The 15179-nt window shown below is 67.3% G+C and carries 13 protein-coding genes; 5 read left to right on the top strand and 8 right to left on the bottom strand.

The window, feature by feature from the left end:
• Positions 1–442: 442 nt before the first annotated feature.
• The 3 genes from WS49_RS00885 to WS49_RS00875 form a co-directional block, all read right to left on the bottom strand.
• Positions 443–2401, bottom strand: a complete 1959-nt coding sequence (locus tag WS49_RS00885; protein WP_059523615.1) for a PhoX family protein — start codon at positions 2399–2401, stop codon at positions 443–445.
• 193 nt (positions 2402–2594) lie between these two features.
• Complete coding sequence (locus tag WS49_RS00880) at positions 2595–3788, bottom strand: ammonium transporter (protein ID WP_059523613.1); 1194 nt, start codon at positions 3786–3788, stop codon at positions 2595–2597.
• A gap of 243 nt (positions 3789–4031) precedes the next feature.
• The gene (locus WS49_RS00875) at positions 4032–4367 is read right to left on the bottom strand and encodes a hypothetical protein (RefSeq protein ID WP_059523611.1); all 336 of its coding nucleotides are present in this window, start codon (positions 4365–4367) and stop codon (positions 4032–4034) included.
• 193 nt (positions 4368–4560) lie between these two features.
• Here WS49_RS00875 and WS49_RS00870 point away from each other — a divergent pair, with 193 nt between their 5' ends.
• The 4 genes from WS49_RS00870 (at position 4561) to WS49_RS00855 (ending at position 7071) form a co-directional block, all read left to right on the top strand.
• Positions 4561–4989, top strand: a complete 429-nt coding sequence (locus WS49_RS00870) for a hypothetical protein (RefSeq protein WP_059523609.1) — start codon at positions 4561–4563, stop codon at positions 4987–4989.
• A 91-nt stretch (positions 4990–5080) separates the two neighbouring features.
• A complete protein-coding gene (locus tag WS49_RS00865) occupies positions 5081–5536 on the top strand; it encodes an Rrf2 family transcriptional regulator (protein ID WP_059523607.1) in 456 nt (151 codons plus the stop codon).
• Positions 5537–5673: 137 nt separating this feature from the next.
• Positions 5674–6315, top strand: a complete 642-nt coding sequence (locus WS49_RS00860; RefSeq protein WP_059523605.1) for an NAD(P)-dependent oxidoreductase — start codon at positions 5674–5676, stop codon at positions 6313–6315.
• A 285-nt stretch (positions 6316–6600) separates the two neighbouring features.
• Positions 6601–7071 carry an Lrp/AsnC family transcriptional regulator gene (locus tag WS49_RS00855; protein ID WP_006754321.1) on the top strand — a complete coding sequence of 157 codons (471 nt, stop codon included), beginning with the start codon at positions 6601–6603 and terminating at the stop codon, positions 7069–7071.
• An 80-nt stretch (positions 7072–7151) separates the two neighbouring features.
• Here the strand turns inward: WS49_RS00855 and WS49_RS00850 are convergent, their stop codons facing one another.
• From WS49_RS00850 to WS49_RS00840, 3 genes are read right to left on the bottom strand one after another with little or no spacing between them, the layout of a single operon-like run.
• Positions 7152–7925 (bottom strand): ABC transporter ATP-binding protein, encoded by a 774-nt coding sequence (locus tag WS49_RS00850; RefSeq protein WP_059523603.1) that lies wholly within the window; start codon positions 7923–7925, stop codon positions 7152–7154.
• 4 nt (positions 7926–7929) lie between these two features.
• The gene (locus tag WS49_RS00845) at positions 7930–9606 is read right to left on the bottom strand and encodes an ABC transporter permease (RefSeq protein ID WP_059523601.1); all 1677 of its coding nucleotides are present in this window, start codon (positions 9604–9606) and stop codon (positions 7930–7932) included.
• Positions 9596–10639: a Fe(3+) ABC transporter substrate-binding protein gene (locus tag WS49_RS00840; RefSeq protein ID WP_059523599.1), complete on the bottom strand. Its 1044-nt coding sequence runs from the start codon at positions 10637–10639 to the stop codon at positions 9596–9598. The genes WS49_RS00845 and WS49_RS00840 overlap by 11 nt, the downstream gene beginning before the upstream one ends.
• A 242-nt stretch (positions 10640–10881) precedes the next feature.
• Here WS49_RS00840 and WS49_RS34650 point away from each other — a divergent pair, with 242 nt between their 5' ends.
• Positions 10882–11043, top strand: a complete 162-nt coding sequence (locus tag WS49_RS34650) for a hypothetical protein (protein WP_006476417.1) — start codon at positions 10882–10884, stop codon at positions 11041–11043.
• A gap of 159 nt (positions 11044–11202) precedes the next feature.
• On the opposite strand, the gene WS49_RS00835 is transcribed toward WS49_RS34650, so the two are convergent.
• Together WS49_RS00835 and WS49_RS00830 are read right to left on the bottom strand one after the other, a co-directional pair.
• Positions 11203–12570, bottom strand: a complete 1368-nt coding sequence (locus WS49_RS00835; protein WP_059523597.1) for an amino acid permease — start codon at positions 12568–12570, stop codon at positions 11203–11205.
• 297 nt (positions 12571–12867) lie between these two features.
• Entirely contained in the window at positions 12868–15159 is a 2292-nt protein-coding gene (locus tag WS49_RS00830) for an FUSC family protein (RefSeq protein ID WP_059523595.1), read from the bottom strand.
• Positions 15160–15179: the final 20 nt, after the last annotated feature.

The following is a 15179-nucleotide window of genomic DNA, read 5'->3' as shown; positions in this document are numbered from 1 at the left end:
CTTGGTTTATTAGGAAAGCGCTCAAATGAGCATTACCGGGAAGTGAACAAACCGGTGCAAATACCGCTTGACTTGTCGGGCGGAAACGGAAAGAATGTCTCACGTTTTCGAAACATCGTTTCACGAGTTTAACCGGCAACGGTGTTTCGCGCAGTCTCTCAGGTTCTAGCACGGCCCTCGGAATGGCTAGAACTTTTTTAGCGCCACGGTCTCCGTGGCGCTTTTTTTTGCCCGTCCGCCGGACGCATCAGGTCCGTATTATCCCCCGATCGCTGAAATCGCCCGTTCGACCGGGCTCGTGCGCGCCTGCGTGCGTGCGGCGCGCGCAAAAAAAAGCGCGATGCCCGCAATGGGCATCGCGCGTAAACCGGCGTGGAGCGCCGACGAATGAAACGTGATGAAGAAAGCGTGACAGGGGCACGTGGCCCCACGGTGCCGAGGGTCAGCCCTTCGCGAGCTTGATGCTGGTCGGCTCGGCCGTCAGGTAGCCGACGCTGGCGCCGAAGCGGTCCTTGAAGTTCGCGCGCACGAGCGGGTCGAGCGTCGGCTTGACCTTGTCGTGCAGCGGCGTCTCCCAGTCGCCCGCGTGCTGGAAGTTGCTCATGATGTAGGTCCAGCCGTTGATCTCGTCGACCGCGTGCAGGCCCGTCGATTCGGCGCCGGCCGGGCACGACAGCACGCGTGCGAGCGACTTCGTGTCGACGTTGTACGCCCACAGGAAGTTGTTCACGTGCATGCCCGAGTCTTCGCCGATGAAGAGCGTGCGCAGCTTCTCGGAGAACTTCAGGTTGTCGGGGTTCGCGATCTTGTCCGGGTTCGCGAGGTTGCCGAGCGCATCGGCCGCGGCGAGGTCCTCGCCGACGAGCGCGGCCGGCGCGCCCATGTCGACCGGCACCCACTCGCTGTCGATCGCGCCGCCCGACGTGTCGCGCTGGCCGGCCTTCAGGTTCAGCGCGTAGACGGCGCCTGCCGCGATCTTCTTGTCCACCGCGACGTCGCGCGACACCGCATTGCCCTGGACCATCGACGTCTCAATCCGCGACATCGCCGTGTAGACGATCTTGTCCTTCGCGTTGACCGTCGTGCCTTCGAGCTTCGTGAACGCCATGCTGCCACCGATCAGCGCCGCGTAGCGGTGCGTCTCGAGGAACGCGGCCGCCTTTTCCATACCGGGCTTCACGCGCATCCAGTTGAACTTGCCGCCGAAGTGGATCTTCGTGTAGCTCGCGTCGTTCGGGTCGGTCGTCGTCAGGTCCATGATGTCCGACGCCTTCAGCGTGTTCGCGAGCGTCTCGATCTCGCCGCTGGTCGCGTGACCGATCCTGATCCACGTGAGCGTCGCGCTGCCGGCGCCGGCGGACGACGTCTGCGTCCACTTCGCGACGTACAGCGTGCCGGCCGACAGGTCGGCCGCCTTGTCGGCGACGAACATGAACAGGCCGCCGTTGGTGGCGTCGTCGCCCATCATCACCGTGCGCTGGTCCGGCATCACCTGGATCAGCTCGTGCGAGATGCGGCCGAGGCAGTAGTGCTTCTTCACCGAGCCGGTGCCGTCCGGGTTCACCGTGATCTCGGGCAGGTGGCCGTAGTGATAGGGGTTCGCCTTCGTCTCGTCGCCGAACGTGTTCCGGCTGAATGCCTTGAACTGCGCGTCGGTCGCGGCCTTCGTCGCGTCCGGCTCGTATTCCTCGCTCGACAGATGCGTGCCCCACGGCGACAGGCTCGCGCCGCACGTGATCCACAGGCCGTGCGCCTTCGACGTGTCGACGTTGTGATACTTGACGACCTTCAGCGCGCCGCTGGCCGGATCCTGGTCGAGCGTGATCACCGCGATCGGCGACGGCAGCTGGCCGTACTGCGATGCGCTCGCCTGGTCGCGCGTCGTGTATTCGAACTGCACGACCGCGAACACCGTGTTGCCCTTCACGCCGGCCACGTTCGCATTCTTCAGCGTCAGCAGCGAGCTGCCGTCCGGGCAGTCCGAATAGAACTGGCGCTCCTTGCCCGCCACCGAGCGGTCGATGATCGGCTGGTTGTTGATGTCGTAGTAGCCGCCCGCGAGCGTCGTGCCGCCCTTGCCGTCCGGCACCATGTCGCCCGTCACGAAGAACGGCCGGTACGCGAGCTTGAAGTTGCGCGACGAGCCGTCCGAGAACGACACCGACAGCGTCGAGCCGACCGTCGTCGTGGCCATCGCGGCCGCGTTGTCGAGCGTGGGCGCGGCCATCGCCGAGAATGCCGCCGACGTGTACGCGGCGGCGGCCGGCGTCGCCGCCGGATTGTCGTCGCCGCCGCAGCCCGTCAGCAGGGCCGGCAGCGCGAGGCCGGAGAGGGGCAGCATGGGCGCGCCGGCGAGGATCTTCAGGGCCTGACGACGGGAAGCATTGGGCAACGCGGGCATGTGGAGTCCAGTTTCGAATGTTGGAAGAATGGCCTTTCGCGAAGCAGGCGATCAGCAAGCAATGCGAAGGCGAGTTGAAAACTGGACCGAAGTGTAGGGATGCTCGATGAAAGTTTTTTGAATTGAAAACGTAATGATGCGCCGGGCGTCCGTCAGGCGCGCTGCCGAACGCCGGTTGGACGCGTATTCGCGCTCAGTCGCGCTCGGGCGTCGCCGAGATGCGGTGGATCGACAGGTCGGCGCCGTCGAATTCGGCTTCGCGCTCGAGGCGCAGCCCGACGGTCGCCTTCAGCGCGCCGTACACGAGCGTGCCGCCGGCGGTGGCGATCGCGATGCCGCCGAGTGTGCCGATGAGCTGCGACATGAACGACACGCCGCCGAGGCCGCCGAACGCAGGTTGCCCGAACACGCCGGCCGCGATGCCGCCGAGCGCGCCGCACATCCCGTGCAGCGGCCACACGCCGAGCACGTCGTCGATGCGCCACTTGTTCTGCACGCAGGTGAACATCGCGACGAACAACGCGCCGGCGGCCGCGCCGGTGACGAGCGCACCGATCGGGTGCATCACGTCGGAGCCCGCGCAGACCGCGACGAGGCCCGCGAGCGGGCCGTTGTACGTGAAGCCCGGATCGTTGCGGCCGGCCATCCACGCGGCGAGCGTGCCGCCGACCATCGCCATCAGCGAGTTCACGGCGACCAGGCCGCTGATCTTGTCGAGCGTTTGCGCGCTCATCACGTTGAAGCCGAACCAGCCGACCGCGAGCACCCATGCGCCGAGCGCGAGGAACGGAATGTTCGACGGCGGGTGCGCGGCGATCCGGCCATCCTTCGCATAGCGGCCGTGGCGTGCGCCGAGCAGCAGCACGGCCGGCAGCGCGACCCAGCCGCCGAACGCGTGCACGACGACCGAGCCCGCGAAATCGTGGAACGGCGCGCCGAACGCATGCGCGAGCCAGCCCTGCACGCCGAAGCGTTCATTCCATGCCATTCCTTCGAAGAACGGATAGATGAAGCCGACGATGATCAGCGTCGCGACGAGCTGAGGATTGAATTTCGCGCGTTCGGCGATGCCGCCGGACACGATCGCCGGAATGGCCGCCGCGAACGTCAGCAGGAAGAAGAAGCGCACGAGCGCGTAGCCGCTGTGCTGCGACAGCGTGCCGATGTCGTCGAAGAATTCGACGCCATACGCGATCGTGTAGCCGATGAAGAAGTACGCGAGCGTCGACACCGAGAAGTCGACCAGGATCTTCACGAGCGCGTTGACCTGGTTCTTCTTGCGGACCGTGCCGAGCTCGAGAAATGCGAAGCCCGCGTGCATCGCGAGCACCATGACGGCGCCGATCAACAGGAACAGTGTGTCGACGCCGGATTTCAGACCATCCATGCCGTGGCTTCCTTGCGCAAAAAACGGGCGAGGAAGGCAAATATCGAGCCAACTTGGTGAATGTGTGCGTGTAAGTGGTGCGGGCGGCCGTGCGATGCGGCACGCGGGCGATGCGTGCACGGGAGCGGGGCAGGCCGCGTGTGGGGCCGGAGGGGCAGCGTGTGCACGCGTGTGGTGCGACGCGAGCGCAACTGGTGCGTGCGATGCGCGGCGTGGTGCGCCGCGATGCACCGGTCTGGCGCGTCAGCGGCGGGCGAACAGCACGCGCGAGCGCCGCAGCCGCAGTGCGCAGGCACACCAATAGGCGGCGACGGTGGTGAGCCCGAGTGCGGCAAACGCGAGCGCCGCGAAGCCCGCGTGCGACTGGCCGTCGCCGTCGGGGCCAAGGATGCCTTGCGCGACGATCAGCGCGGCCGTCCAGAAGCCGATCACCGCCTGGGCGAGCAGGCGAGCGCACGCCACGCGGCGCGGGCGTCCGGCCGCGCGCAGGCGCGACGCGGACGGTGAGCGAAGGCACAGGAACAGGGTGGCGGCGAGCGCGGCGGCCAGCGCGATGAACCAGTCGATGAGGAAAGCCATGAAGAAGCGGGCAGCAGACGGAGCGGATTGAAGCCTGCCCACTTTAGTCTCGGCACGCCTGCGATTGAATCAGACAAATCCGAAATTGAAAGGCATTTTTAATCACCAGTCGTCATTGGCCCTGATCCACAGGCGGTATCATCGACGCTGGTCCAACCATTCAGGCCGTGCGGCGCACGGCCGGAGATCGCTGATGAAGATGAAGACTTGGCTGGCGCGTCGCGTGCCCGGGTCCGTGCTGGCGGCCGCGGCCGTCGGTGCGGCGCTGTTGCTCGCAGGCTGCGAGAAGTCCGGCACGCCGGCCACGCAACCCGATACGGCCGCCAGCGCGGCCGCCGATGCCGCGAACAACGCGGCCAAGGCGCTCGACCAGGTGGCGAGTACCGTCAACCAACAGATCAATGCCGCGAAGGCCGGCATCGCGAGCGCGGCCTCGGCCGTGCCGCCGCTGTCCGCGAGCGGCCTCGCGTCCGCCGCGCAGGCGCAGATCGATGCGGCCGCTTCCGCCGTCGTCGCACACGCGGCATCGGAAGCCGGCGCGAAGATGGCGGAGGCCGGCAAGAAGCTCCAGCAGTGGAGTCAGCAGAACGCATCGGGTGCGAAGCCGGCCAGCGGCGAGTAAGCGGCCCTTGCGGAATGCGTAAAATGTAACTATAGTGCGTACACATTGTCGCCGGCTGCCGTTCGGGCCGGCGTCACCGAGTGAGTGAGGAATGAATACCAGCAGCCGGTTCGCGTTTGCCGTCCATGTGCTCGCCTTGCTGTCGATGCAGGAAGGTGCGCCGCTGTCGTCCGACATCATCGCGGGTAGCGTGAACACGAATCCGGCACTGATTCGCCGTCTGCTGTCGATGCTGGCGGCCGCGGGGCTGACCACGTCGCAGCTCGGCGCGGGCGGCGGCGCGCTGCTGGCGCGCGAGCCCGGCGAGATCACGCTGCTCGACGTGTATCGCGCGGTCGACGATGCGCAGCTGTTCGCGCTGCATCGCGAGGCGCCGAATCCCGCATGTCTCGTCGGGCGGCACATTCAGGGCGTGCTGATCGGCTATATCGGCGACGCGCAGCGCGCGATGGAAGCATCGCTTGCCACGCGCACGCTTGCGGACGTCACGGCCGACGTGCTCGAATCGGAGCAGCGCCGCCGGCCGGCGGGAAGCACCGGCGGGTGATCGCGAGCAACGGCTGATGCAGGGCAGGAGGCCGGGTGACGCGCACGCGCGGCGACCGGTACGACGGAGTGTTGCTCCGTTTTTTTTCGATCTTATATGTAATCAACTTGGTTACTTTTTACTTCTGGAGAATCGACATGACGCAACGTACCTTGAACATCGCACTGTTCGGCGCCACCGGGATGATCGGCTCGCGCATCGCCGCGGAAGCCGTGCGCCGCGGCCATCGCGTGACCGCGCTGTCACGCCATCCGGGCGCGGCCGGCGACGGCATCACCGCGAAGGCGGCCGACCTGTTCGATGCGGCCAGCATCGCGGCCGCGCTGCCGGGCCACGACGTCGTCGCGAGCGCATACAGCCAGAAGCAGGACGAACCCGCGAAGATCACCGCCGCGGCGAAGGCGCTGGTGGAAAGCACGCGCCAGGCGGGCCTGAAGCGGCTCGTGGTGGTGGGGGGCGCCGGTTCGCTCGAAGTCGCGCCGGGCAAGCAACTGGTCGACACCGAAGGTTTCCCGGACGCGTACAAGGCAGTCGCGCTCGCGCATCGCGATGCGCTCGATTATCTGAAAACGGTCGGCGATCTCGACTGGACGTTCTTCGCGCCGGCAGCCCTGATCGCGCCGGGCGAGCGCACGGGCACGTTCCGCACGGGCACGGGCAAGCTGATCGTGGACGCAGAGGGCAACAGCAGGATCTCGGCGGAAGACTACGCGGTCGCGTTCGTCGATGCGCTCGAGCAACACAGCTTCGTGCGCGAAATCGCAACGGTCGCGTATTGAGCGATCTCACGGTAAGGCGGCGCGCAGGTGCCGCATTCGCCGCGAGCGGCCAGCAGGCTGCGCAGCCGCAATGACTTCAGGCGATTCCATCTTGACGGATGGAATCGCCTGTTTCGTCTGGTGTGCCGATGATCGATGGGCCGCTGCGCGGGGGATCGCGCGTGACGCGGATGCTTCCCGGCCTGATTGGTATTTATCCCGGTCGACGCCGCGCGGCGGTTTCCATATTGTTCCCCGTCATGCAGGATGCATAGAAAAAATTTCTATCTACGAGGGACCGGGTAAATGGATGCCATCGATCGCAAACTGCTTGAGCTGTTGCAGGCAGATGCCACATTGCCGATCGCGGAACTCGCGCAGCGCGTGAATTTGTCGCAGACGCCCTGCTGGAAGCGCGTGCAGCGGCTCAAGGAAACCGGCGCGATTCGCGCGCAGGTCGCGCTGTGCGATCCGCGCAAGCTCGGTGTCGGCACGACGGTGTTCGTCGCGATCCGCACGAACCAGCACACCGAGGAGTGGGCGCAGCGCTTCACGCAGGCCGTGCGCGACATGCCGGAAGTCGTCGAGGTCTACCGGATGAGCGGCGAGACCGACTATCTGCTGCGGGTCGTGGTGGCCGGGATCGACGATTACGATCGCGTGTACAAGCAACTGATCCGCGCGGTGCCGCTGTTCGACGTGAGTTCGTCGTTCGCGATGGAGCAGATCAAGTATTCGACCGCGCTGCCGGTGCGCGATCTGTCCGAGCCGGCATAGCGCGCGGGGCGGCAACGGACCGCGCCGGTGCGCATGTGCGTTACGTGTGCGCGCCGCCGATACGCGCCGTTATCGCCCGGTCAGCGGCCGCGCGACAGCGCGCGTGCGCGTTCGTCCGCGAGCGCGTCGCGGCGCACGAACTCCGCGACGAACGAGCTGGCCGGATGGTGGTGCAGCGCGTACGGCGTGTCCCATTGCGCGAGCCGGCCGTCCTTCATCACGCCGATCCGGTCGGCGATCGCGAACGCTTCCGCCTGATTGTGCGTGACGAGGATCGCGGTGTGGCCCGTGCGCTTCAGGATGTCGCGCAGCTCGAACGCGAGCCGCTCGCGCGTATCGACGTCGAGATTCGAGAACGGCTCGTCGAGCAGCAGCAGCTCGGGCGACGGCGCGAGCGCGCGGGCGAGGGCGACGCGCTGCTGCTGGCCGCCCGACAGTTCGTGCGGATACGCGTTGCCGGAAGCGGCGAGGCCGACGAGCTCAAGCATGTCCGCGACGCGCGCGCGCCGCTCGGCCTTCGGCATGCGCCGCAGGCCGAACGCGACGTTGTCGGCCGCACTCAGATGCGGGAACAGCGCATAGTCCTGGAACATCATCCCGATGCGTCGCCGCTCGGGCGGCACGTCGAGCGACGGCGCCGCGACGGGCGTGCCGTCCAGCACGATGCGTCCCATGCGTACGGGCTCGAAGCCCGCGATCGCGCGCAGCACGGTGGTCTTGCCGCAGCCCGATGCGCCGAGCAGGCAGCCGATGTCGCCGCGCGGCAGCGCGAGGCTCAGCCCGTCGACCACCGTGCGGCGGCCGTGCGGCGTGTCGTAGGCGACGCAGAGGTCGTCGAGTTCGAGCAGGTTCACGGTGTCAGGCTCCGATCTTGTGACGGGTGCGCGCGAGCAGGATCACGGGCACGAGCCCGGCCAGCACGATCGCGAGCGCGGCGACCGCGCCTTCCTCATAGGTGCCGCGCGCGGCCTCCGCATACAGCCAGGTCGCGAGCGTGTCGAAATTCAGCGGGCGCAGCAGCAGCGTCGCCGGCAGCTCTTTCATCGCGTCGACGAAGACGAGCAGTGCGCTCGTCGTGAGCGCGGGCCGCAGCAGCGGCAGGTGCACGCGGCGCAGCGTGCCGCCGGCCGTCTCGCCGAGCGAGCGCGCGGCGTGTTCGAGCGACGGCGGGATGCGCGCGAGGCCGGCTTCGATGCTGCCGGCCGAGATTGCGAGAAAGCGTACGGTGTAGGCGATCACGAGCGCGGCCGCCGATCCCATCAGCAGCAGTCCGTCACGGCCGAGCGCCGCGCCGAGCAGCCGATCGGCCGCCGCGAACGGGATCAGCAGGCCGATCGCGAGCACGGTGCCCGGCACCGCGTAGCCGAGGCTCGCGATTCGCGCGCACACGCGGGCCGGGCCCGCGCGCGCGCTGTCGCGCTGCGCGCGCGCCGCCCATGCGACGACGAGCCCGCATGCGAGCGTCGCGACGGTTGCGGCGGCGGCGATCGTCAGCGTGTTCGCGAGCCCGGTCATCAATTGCGCGGATACGCCGCCGACGAGATGCAGCCGCTTGCCGGTCTCGACCGCGAGGTATGCGGCCGGCGCGCCGAAGCCGAGCAGCACCGGCAGCCAGCCGAGCGCGGCGGCGCTCCACGCGGCCGCGCCCGTCAGCTTGCGCGGTGCGACCGGACGCATGCGCCGGCCGTGCGCGTAGCGCTGGCGGCGGCGCCCGTAGCGTTCGAGCGCGATCATGCCGACGACGATCGCGAGCATCGCGAGCGCGATCTGCGCGGCGCCGGCGAGATCGGAGCGCGTGATCCACGTCGTGTAGACCGACACGGTCAGCGTCTGCACGCCGAGGAATTCAGATGCGCCGATGTCATTGAGCGTTTCGAGCAGCGCAAGGCTCACGCCGACCGCGATCGCGGGCCGCGCGAGCGGCACGACGACGCGCCAGAACGTCTCGATGCGTCCCGCGCCGAGCGTGCGCGCGGCTTCGAGCAGACTCGCGGACTGCGTGACGAACATCGCGCGCGTGCTCAGGTACACGTACGGATACAGCACGAAACCGAGCACGAAGATCGCGCCGGGCAGCGAGCGCAGGTCGGGCAGACGGAACTGGCGCGGGCTGTCGAAGCCGAGCAGCCAGCGGATCGCGCCCTGCACGGGGCCGATCGGATGGAGCAGGTCGAGATAGGCGAACGCGACGATATAGGTGGGCACCGCGAGCGGCAGCAGCAGCGCCCAGGTCAGCATCCGGCGGCCGGGAAAGTCGTACGCGGTGACGAGCCACGCGCAGCCGGTGCCGACCACCGTGACGATCGTGCCGACGCCCGCGAGCAACAGCAGCGTGTTGACGAGCGCCTGCGGCAGCACGAATTCGGCGAGATGCTTCCAGTGCGCGAGATCGGCGCCGAACGCGGCGGCGATCAGCACCGCGACCGGCGCCGCGACCGCCGCGGCGATCGCGACGGCCGCGCCCAGCCAGAGGCCGCCGGCGCGCGAACGGAGCGGCCGGCAGCGCGCGCGGACGAACGTTGCGTCAGTTGTCAAAGCCGACCTTGTCGACGAGCTGGCTGGCCGCCTTGCGGTGCTTCGCGATGTCGGTCAGCGGCAGCGGGTCGACCTTCAGCGTGCCGAAGCTCGCGATCACCGGATCGAGCTTCACGTTCGCGCGCACCGGATATTCGTAGTTCGCCTGCGCATACAGCGCCTGCGCTTCCGGCGACACGAGGTACTCGAGCAGCTTCACCGCGTTGGCCTTGTGCGGCGCGTGCTTCGCGACCGTCGCGCCGCTGATGTTCACGTGCGTGCCGCCGCTCTTCGCGTTCGCGAACGTCGGCCGCACGACCTTGATCGCGTCGCCCCACTTGCGCGCATCGGTGCCCGGCTCCGCGTTCTTCATGTGACCGACGTAGTACGCGTTGGCAAGACCGACGTCGCAGATGCCGCCGAGAATGTCGCGCGCGACGTCGCGGTCGCCGCCCGTCGCCTTGCGGGCGAGGTTCGCCTTCACGCCCCGCAGCCACTTTTCGGCCGCGGCTTCGCCGTCGTGCGCGATCATCGCCGCGACGAGTGCCGTGTTGTACGGATGCTGCCCCGAGCGGATGCAGACCTTGCCCTTCCATTTCGGATCGGCGAGATCCTCGTAGCGGAACGCGTCGACCTTCAGGTCCTTCTCCACGTACAGCACGCGATCGCGCAGCGACAGCGCGTACCAGTCGCCTTGCGCGCCGCGCAGGTTCGCGGGAATCGCATCGTCGAGCACCTTCGAGCGCACCGGCTGCGCGAGGCCGCCGTCGACGAGGTCGAGGAGGTTGCCGATGTCGACCGTCATCAGCACGTCGGCCGGCGACTGCGCGCCTTCCGCCTTCACGCGCTCGAGCAGGCCGTCCTTCACGAACACCGTGTTGACCTTGACGCCGCTCTGTTTCGTGAACGCGTCGATCAGCGGCTGGATCAGCTTCGGTTCGCGGGTGGTGTACAGGCTCACTTCCTCGGCCGCGTGGGCCAGTGGCGCGAATGCGGCGGCGGCAAGGGCGAGGGTGCCGGCGAGCGGCAGCAGGCGGGTGCGCGGATTCGACATGGAGACTCCGATGAGGCAGGCGGACGAAGAAGCGTTCCGGGGCGTGCCTGCCGCCCGAGCAACCCGAAACATTACAAAGCGAAAGATTTCGGATTCTAGATCGAAATGGGAATGATTATCAAATGAAAGGTGTCGGAAAGCGGGGAGGAAGATGGGAGGGAGGTGCGCTACCGGGGCGTCGCAGCGCAGGCGCAAGCGCGTAGAATGCCCGCTTCAACGAAATCGACGGAGCCGTACCGACCATGAACGATCAGCGCAAGAAGAACCCTGTCCGCAACGTGAGCATCCTGATCGTCGTGGCCGTGCTGCTCGTGATCGGGACGATCCTGTATAACGCGATCTCGCAGAAGCACGCGTACGACGAGGCTCATCCGGCCGAGGCCGCGAGCGCCGCGTCGCACTGACGCCGGCGCGGATGCGCATGATCGCCGCGCGGCCCGGCCGGGCCGCCAGCGATGCGCAGGAACGGCTGGAAGAGTGGAAGCGGCGGGCGGCGCGAGGCGTCGCGCCGCGATAGATGCGGGCGCCGAAGCCGGCGCGCCGCGTGGAAGGTCAGCCGTGCGTCACCGTGACGCAGGCGCAAATTTCGGGCGGACTCGTGCGTAGAACAGGAGCGCGAGCAGCGCGAGCCATGCCGCGCCGACGTAGAGCGCGACGCGCGTATCTTCGAACCAGCCGAGCATCACGATCACGAAAGCCATGAACGCGATCGTCAGCGCGGGTGCGACGGGCCACAGCGGCACCTTGAACTTCAGCGCCGCGACCTCCGCGCTCGACAGGCGGCGGCGCATCGCGACCTGCGACAGCAGGATCATCAGCCACACCCACACGGTCGCGAACGTCGCGATCGCCGCGACCACCAGGAACACGTCCTTCGGCATCAGGTAGTTGAGCAGCACGCCGATCAGCAGCGCGCCGGCCATCACGAGCACCGTGACCCATGGCACGCCGTGCCGCGACGTCGCCATCAGCACGCGCGGCGCCTGGCCCTGCCGCGCCATCCCGAACATCATCCGGCCCGCGCCGAAGATGTCGCTGTTGATCGCCGAGATCGCCGCGCTGATCACCACGAGGTTGAGAATGGTCGCGGCCGACTTCACGCCGAGCGCCGAAAAGATCTGCACGAACGGGCTGCCGTCGCTGCCGACGCCCGTCCACGGGCTGATCGACATCAGCACGACCATCGTCAGCACGTAGAACAACAGGATGCGCGCGGGCACCGCGTTGATCGCGCGCGGAATCACGCGCTCAGGATCCTTCGCCTCGCCGGCGCTCATCCCGATCACCTCGATGCCGCCGTACGCGAAGATCACGACCGACAGCGACGCGATCAACCCGCCGATCCCGTTCGGGAAGAAGCCGCCATGGTTCCACAGGTTCGCGAACGTCGGCACGTCGGCCGAATGGCCGAAATGCATGCCGGTCAGCAGGATCGCGACGCCGCCGCCGATCATCGCGACGATCGCGCCGACCTTGATGATCGACAGCCAGAACTCGAGCTCGCCGAACACCTTCACATGGCACAGGTTCAGCCCGCAGATGACCGCGACGACGCCGAGCACCCAGATCCATTGAGGGACATCCGGAAACCAGAAGCCCATGTAGATGCCGAATGCCGTGATGTCGGCGATCGCGACGATCACCATTTCGAGCGTGTAGGTCCAGCCGGTGACGAAGCCCGCGAACGGGCCGAGGTTTTCGGTTGCGTAGTGGCCGAACGAGCCGGCGACGGGCTCGCGCACGGCCATCTCGCCGAGCGCACGCATCACCATGTAGACAGCCGCGCCGCCCAGGATATAGGCCAGGATTACCGCCGGGCCCGCGAGCTGGATCGCGGACGCCGAGCCGTAGAACAGGCCGGTGCCGATCGCCGAGCCCAGCGCGAGAAAGCGGATGTGCCGCGCGCTCAGATGGCGCTGCAAGTTCTTCATCGAGTCTCCGATATCGTTATGCGACGGACCGGGCGAACGGGGCCGGCCCGGTTGGTTCAAGTTGTATATACAACTTGAAGATGTCGGAATGATAACAAGCCGGAGCCTGCGACCGGAATCGGGTATTCCCTGACTGGCGCAACTGGGGCAATCGGAGGTGGGGCCGTCGCGCGGCGGACGCGTGGGCCGTATGGGGCGTGCGGGTCATGCTTCGGGAGGGCGTTGCGGGAGCGGGGAGCGCTGCCGGCCGGCCCGCTTGCGTGCGCGGGCGGCCGGTGGCGGAACGACTTCAGGGCCTCATGCGGGCAGGCGGATGATGCTCGCGTCCTTGCGGATCAGCAGCGACGACGCGAGCATCTGCTTGCACTGGTGCGCGAGCACCTTCAGGTCGTGCGTGAGCTCGGCGCCCACCGCGTCGGATTTTTCCGCGGACACGACCATCGCATCGAGGTCGCGGGTGATCTGCTTCGTCGCGTCGAGCTGGTCGGCCGGCGGCGGCTCGCCGGCTTCCGCCTTCTCCAGGTTCTCGAGCACGGCGGACAGGCCGCGGCGCAACGCATCGTCGTGGACGATGTTCTCGTCGGCCGCGCACGCGCTGCGGATCAGCGGCGCGGCGGCGGTGATCTGGGCACCGAGCACGTGCGTCTGCACGAGCAGGTCGTTCAGCTCCGGCACGAAGCGCTGGTGCGCCTTCGGCTCGATCATCATTCGCTGGAACGCCTGGCCGAGGTTCGCGAACGCGATGTGCACGTCCTTGCGCGCGAGGCGGTAGCGGTAGTCGTCGTCGAGGGCGGTGGCCGGCGTCTCGATCGCCGCGGCGACGACCGGCACGACCGCAGCGCCGTCGGCAGCCGGCACGGGCGGCGGCGACACGCCGCGCCCGGCGCGCCACACGGCCTCGAAATACTTGCGGGTCGAGGTCAGCATGTCGGTGACGAGCTTGCCCATCAGCCGGTATTCCCAGTACGGGAACAGGCGGCTCGCTGCGATCGCGATCATGCAGCCGACCACGGTGTCGATCGCGCGCTCGCCGATGATGCGCATGCTGCCCGGCGCGAGCAGGTGGAACATCAGCAGCACGTAAGACGACGTGAACACGACGCTCGCCGCGTAGTTGAACAGCAGCAGGCTGTAGCTCATCACCATCGACCCGAACATGATCGCGATCAGCAGGTGCGGCTCCTTGACCGTGTAGATCAGCGCAATGCTCGCCGCGCAGCCGATCAACGTGCCGACGATACGCTGCGCGTTGCGCTGCTTGGTGAGCGAGTAGCCGGGCTTCAGGATGATGATGGTCGTCATCACGATCCAGTAGGCGTTCGTGAGCGGCAGCAGCCGGCCGAGCCAGAAGCCGACCGCGACCGCGATCGTCACGCGCAGCGCATGGCGAAAGCTCGGCGAGCGCATGTTCAGGTTCGAGAAAATCAGCAGCGGCGACATCCGGCGCCGCTGCAGGAAGCGCGTGAGTGCCTTGTCGATCTTCAGTTCGGTCTGCTGCGGATCGGCATGGCCAGACAGGTTGCGGCGCATCCGGTCGATCAGGCGCGTCGCGCTCCAGATGCGCCGGAACGTCGCGAGCACGGCTGCGTAGGCTTCCGCGTTGGTGGCGGGGAAGTTCTTCTTGCGCATCAGCTCGATCTCGTACTCGATCGCGCGCAGTTCGGCCTTGACGCTGATCCGCGAATGCGGCGCGCGATTCTCGAGCACCGCGAGGCCGATTTCCTCGAGGTCGCGGGCCGCCTTGCGGATCAGATCGCGATAGAAAATGATCAGGTCGGAGCCACCGAACGTGTTGCGCACGAGCGGGTAGTCGGTGTGCGCGCCGACGAACAGCTCGTGGAGGTCGACGCTGTTGATGAACAGGTTGTACATCGTCGTGCGGCCGGGGTCGAGCTTGCCGCGGCGCAGCTTCGGCAGGTTGCGCAGCACGATGTCGCGCGCGGTTTCCTGCGTTTCGACCGCGGTGATCTGCTTCGCGACGAGATTGCGATAGCACTCGTCGAGATCGGCATCGAGATCGTAGAACTGCGCACGCGCGAGCAGGTAGTCGGCGCACGCGAACAGGCTTTCGGCGAGCGCCTGCTGTTCGATCCGGCGCGCCTGCCATTGCGACACGAGCGTCGCCCAGTACGTGTACCAGAGGCCGCCCGCGAGAATCCAGCCGGCATTGACGAACGCCTGCAGCGGCGTGAACTTCTCCTCGAGTGTCATCACCATCATGAACAGCGTCGCGAAGCTGATCTGCGGCCAGCGGTTGCCGTAGACGACGATCAGCGACAGCACGAACGTGAGCGGCACGATCGTCAGCCACAACGCGAAGATGTTCGGCGTGGCGAGGCCGGTCGCGAGCGCGGCCAGGAAGCCGATCACGCTGCACGCGAGCATTTCGTTGTGCTTGTACTTCAGCGGGCCCGGCATGTCGACGACGCACGCGCCGAGCGCGCCGGTCGAGATCGTGAAGCCGAGCTCCCGGTTGTGAAACACGATCAGGCACAGCACGGCCGGCAGCGATACGCCGACCGCGATCCGCAGGCCGCCGAAAAAGTACTGGCTGTAGAAAAACTTTCTGATTTCGACCGAATAGCGCATCGATGGGCTGAATGACAGAC

Source organism: Burkholderia sp. RF7-non_BP4 (assembly GCF_001521935.1).
Lineage (GTDB): Bacteria > Pseudomonadota > Gammaproteobacteria > Burkholderiales > Burkholderiaceae > Burkholderia > Burkholderia diffusa.
Note: the sequence above shows the minus strand (reverse complement) of the source record. Positions and strands in the feature narration are given on the sequence as shown.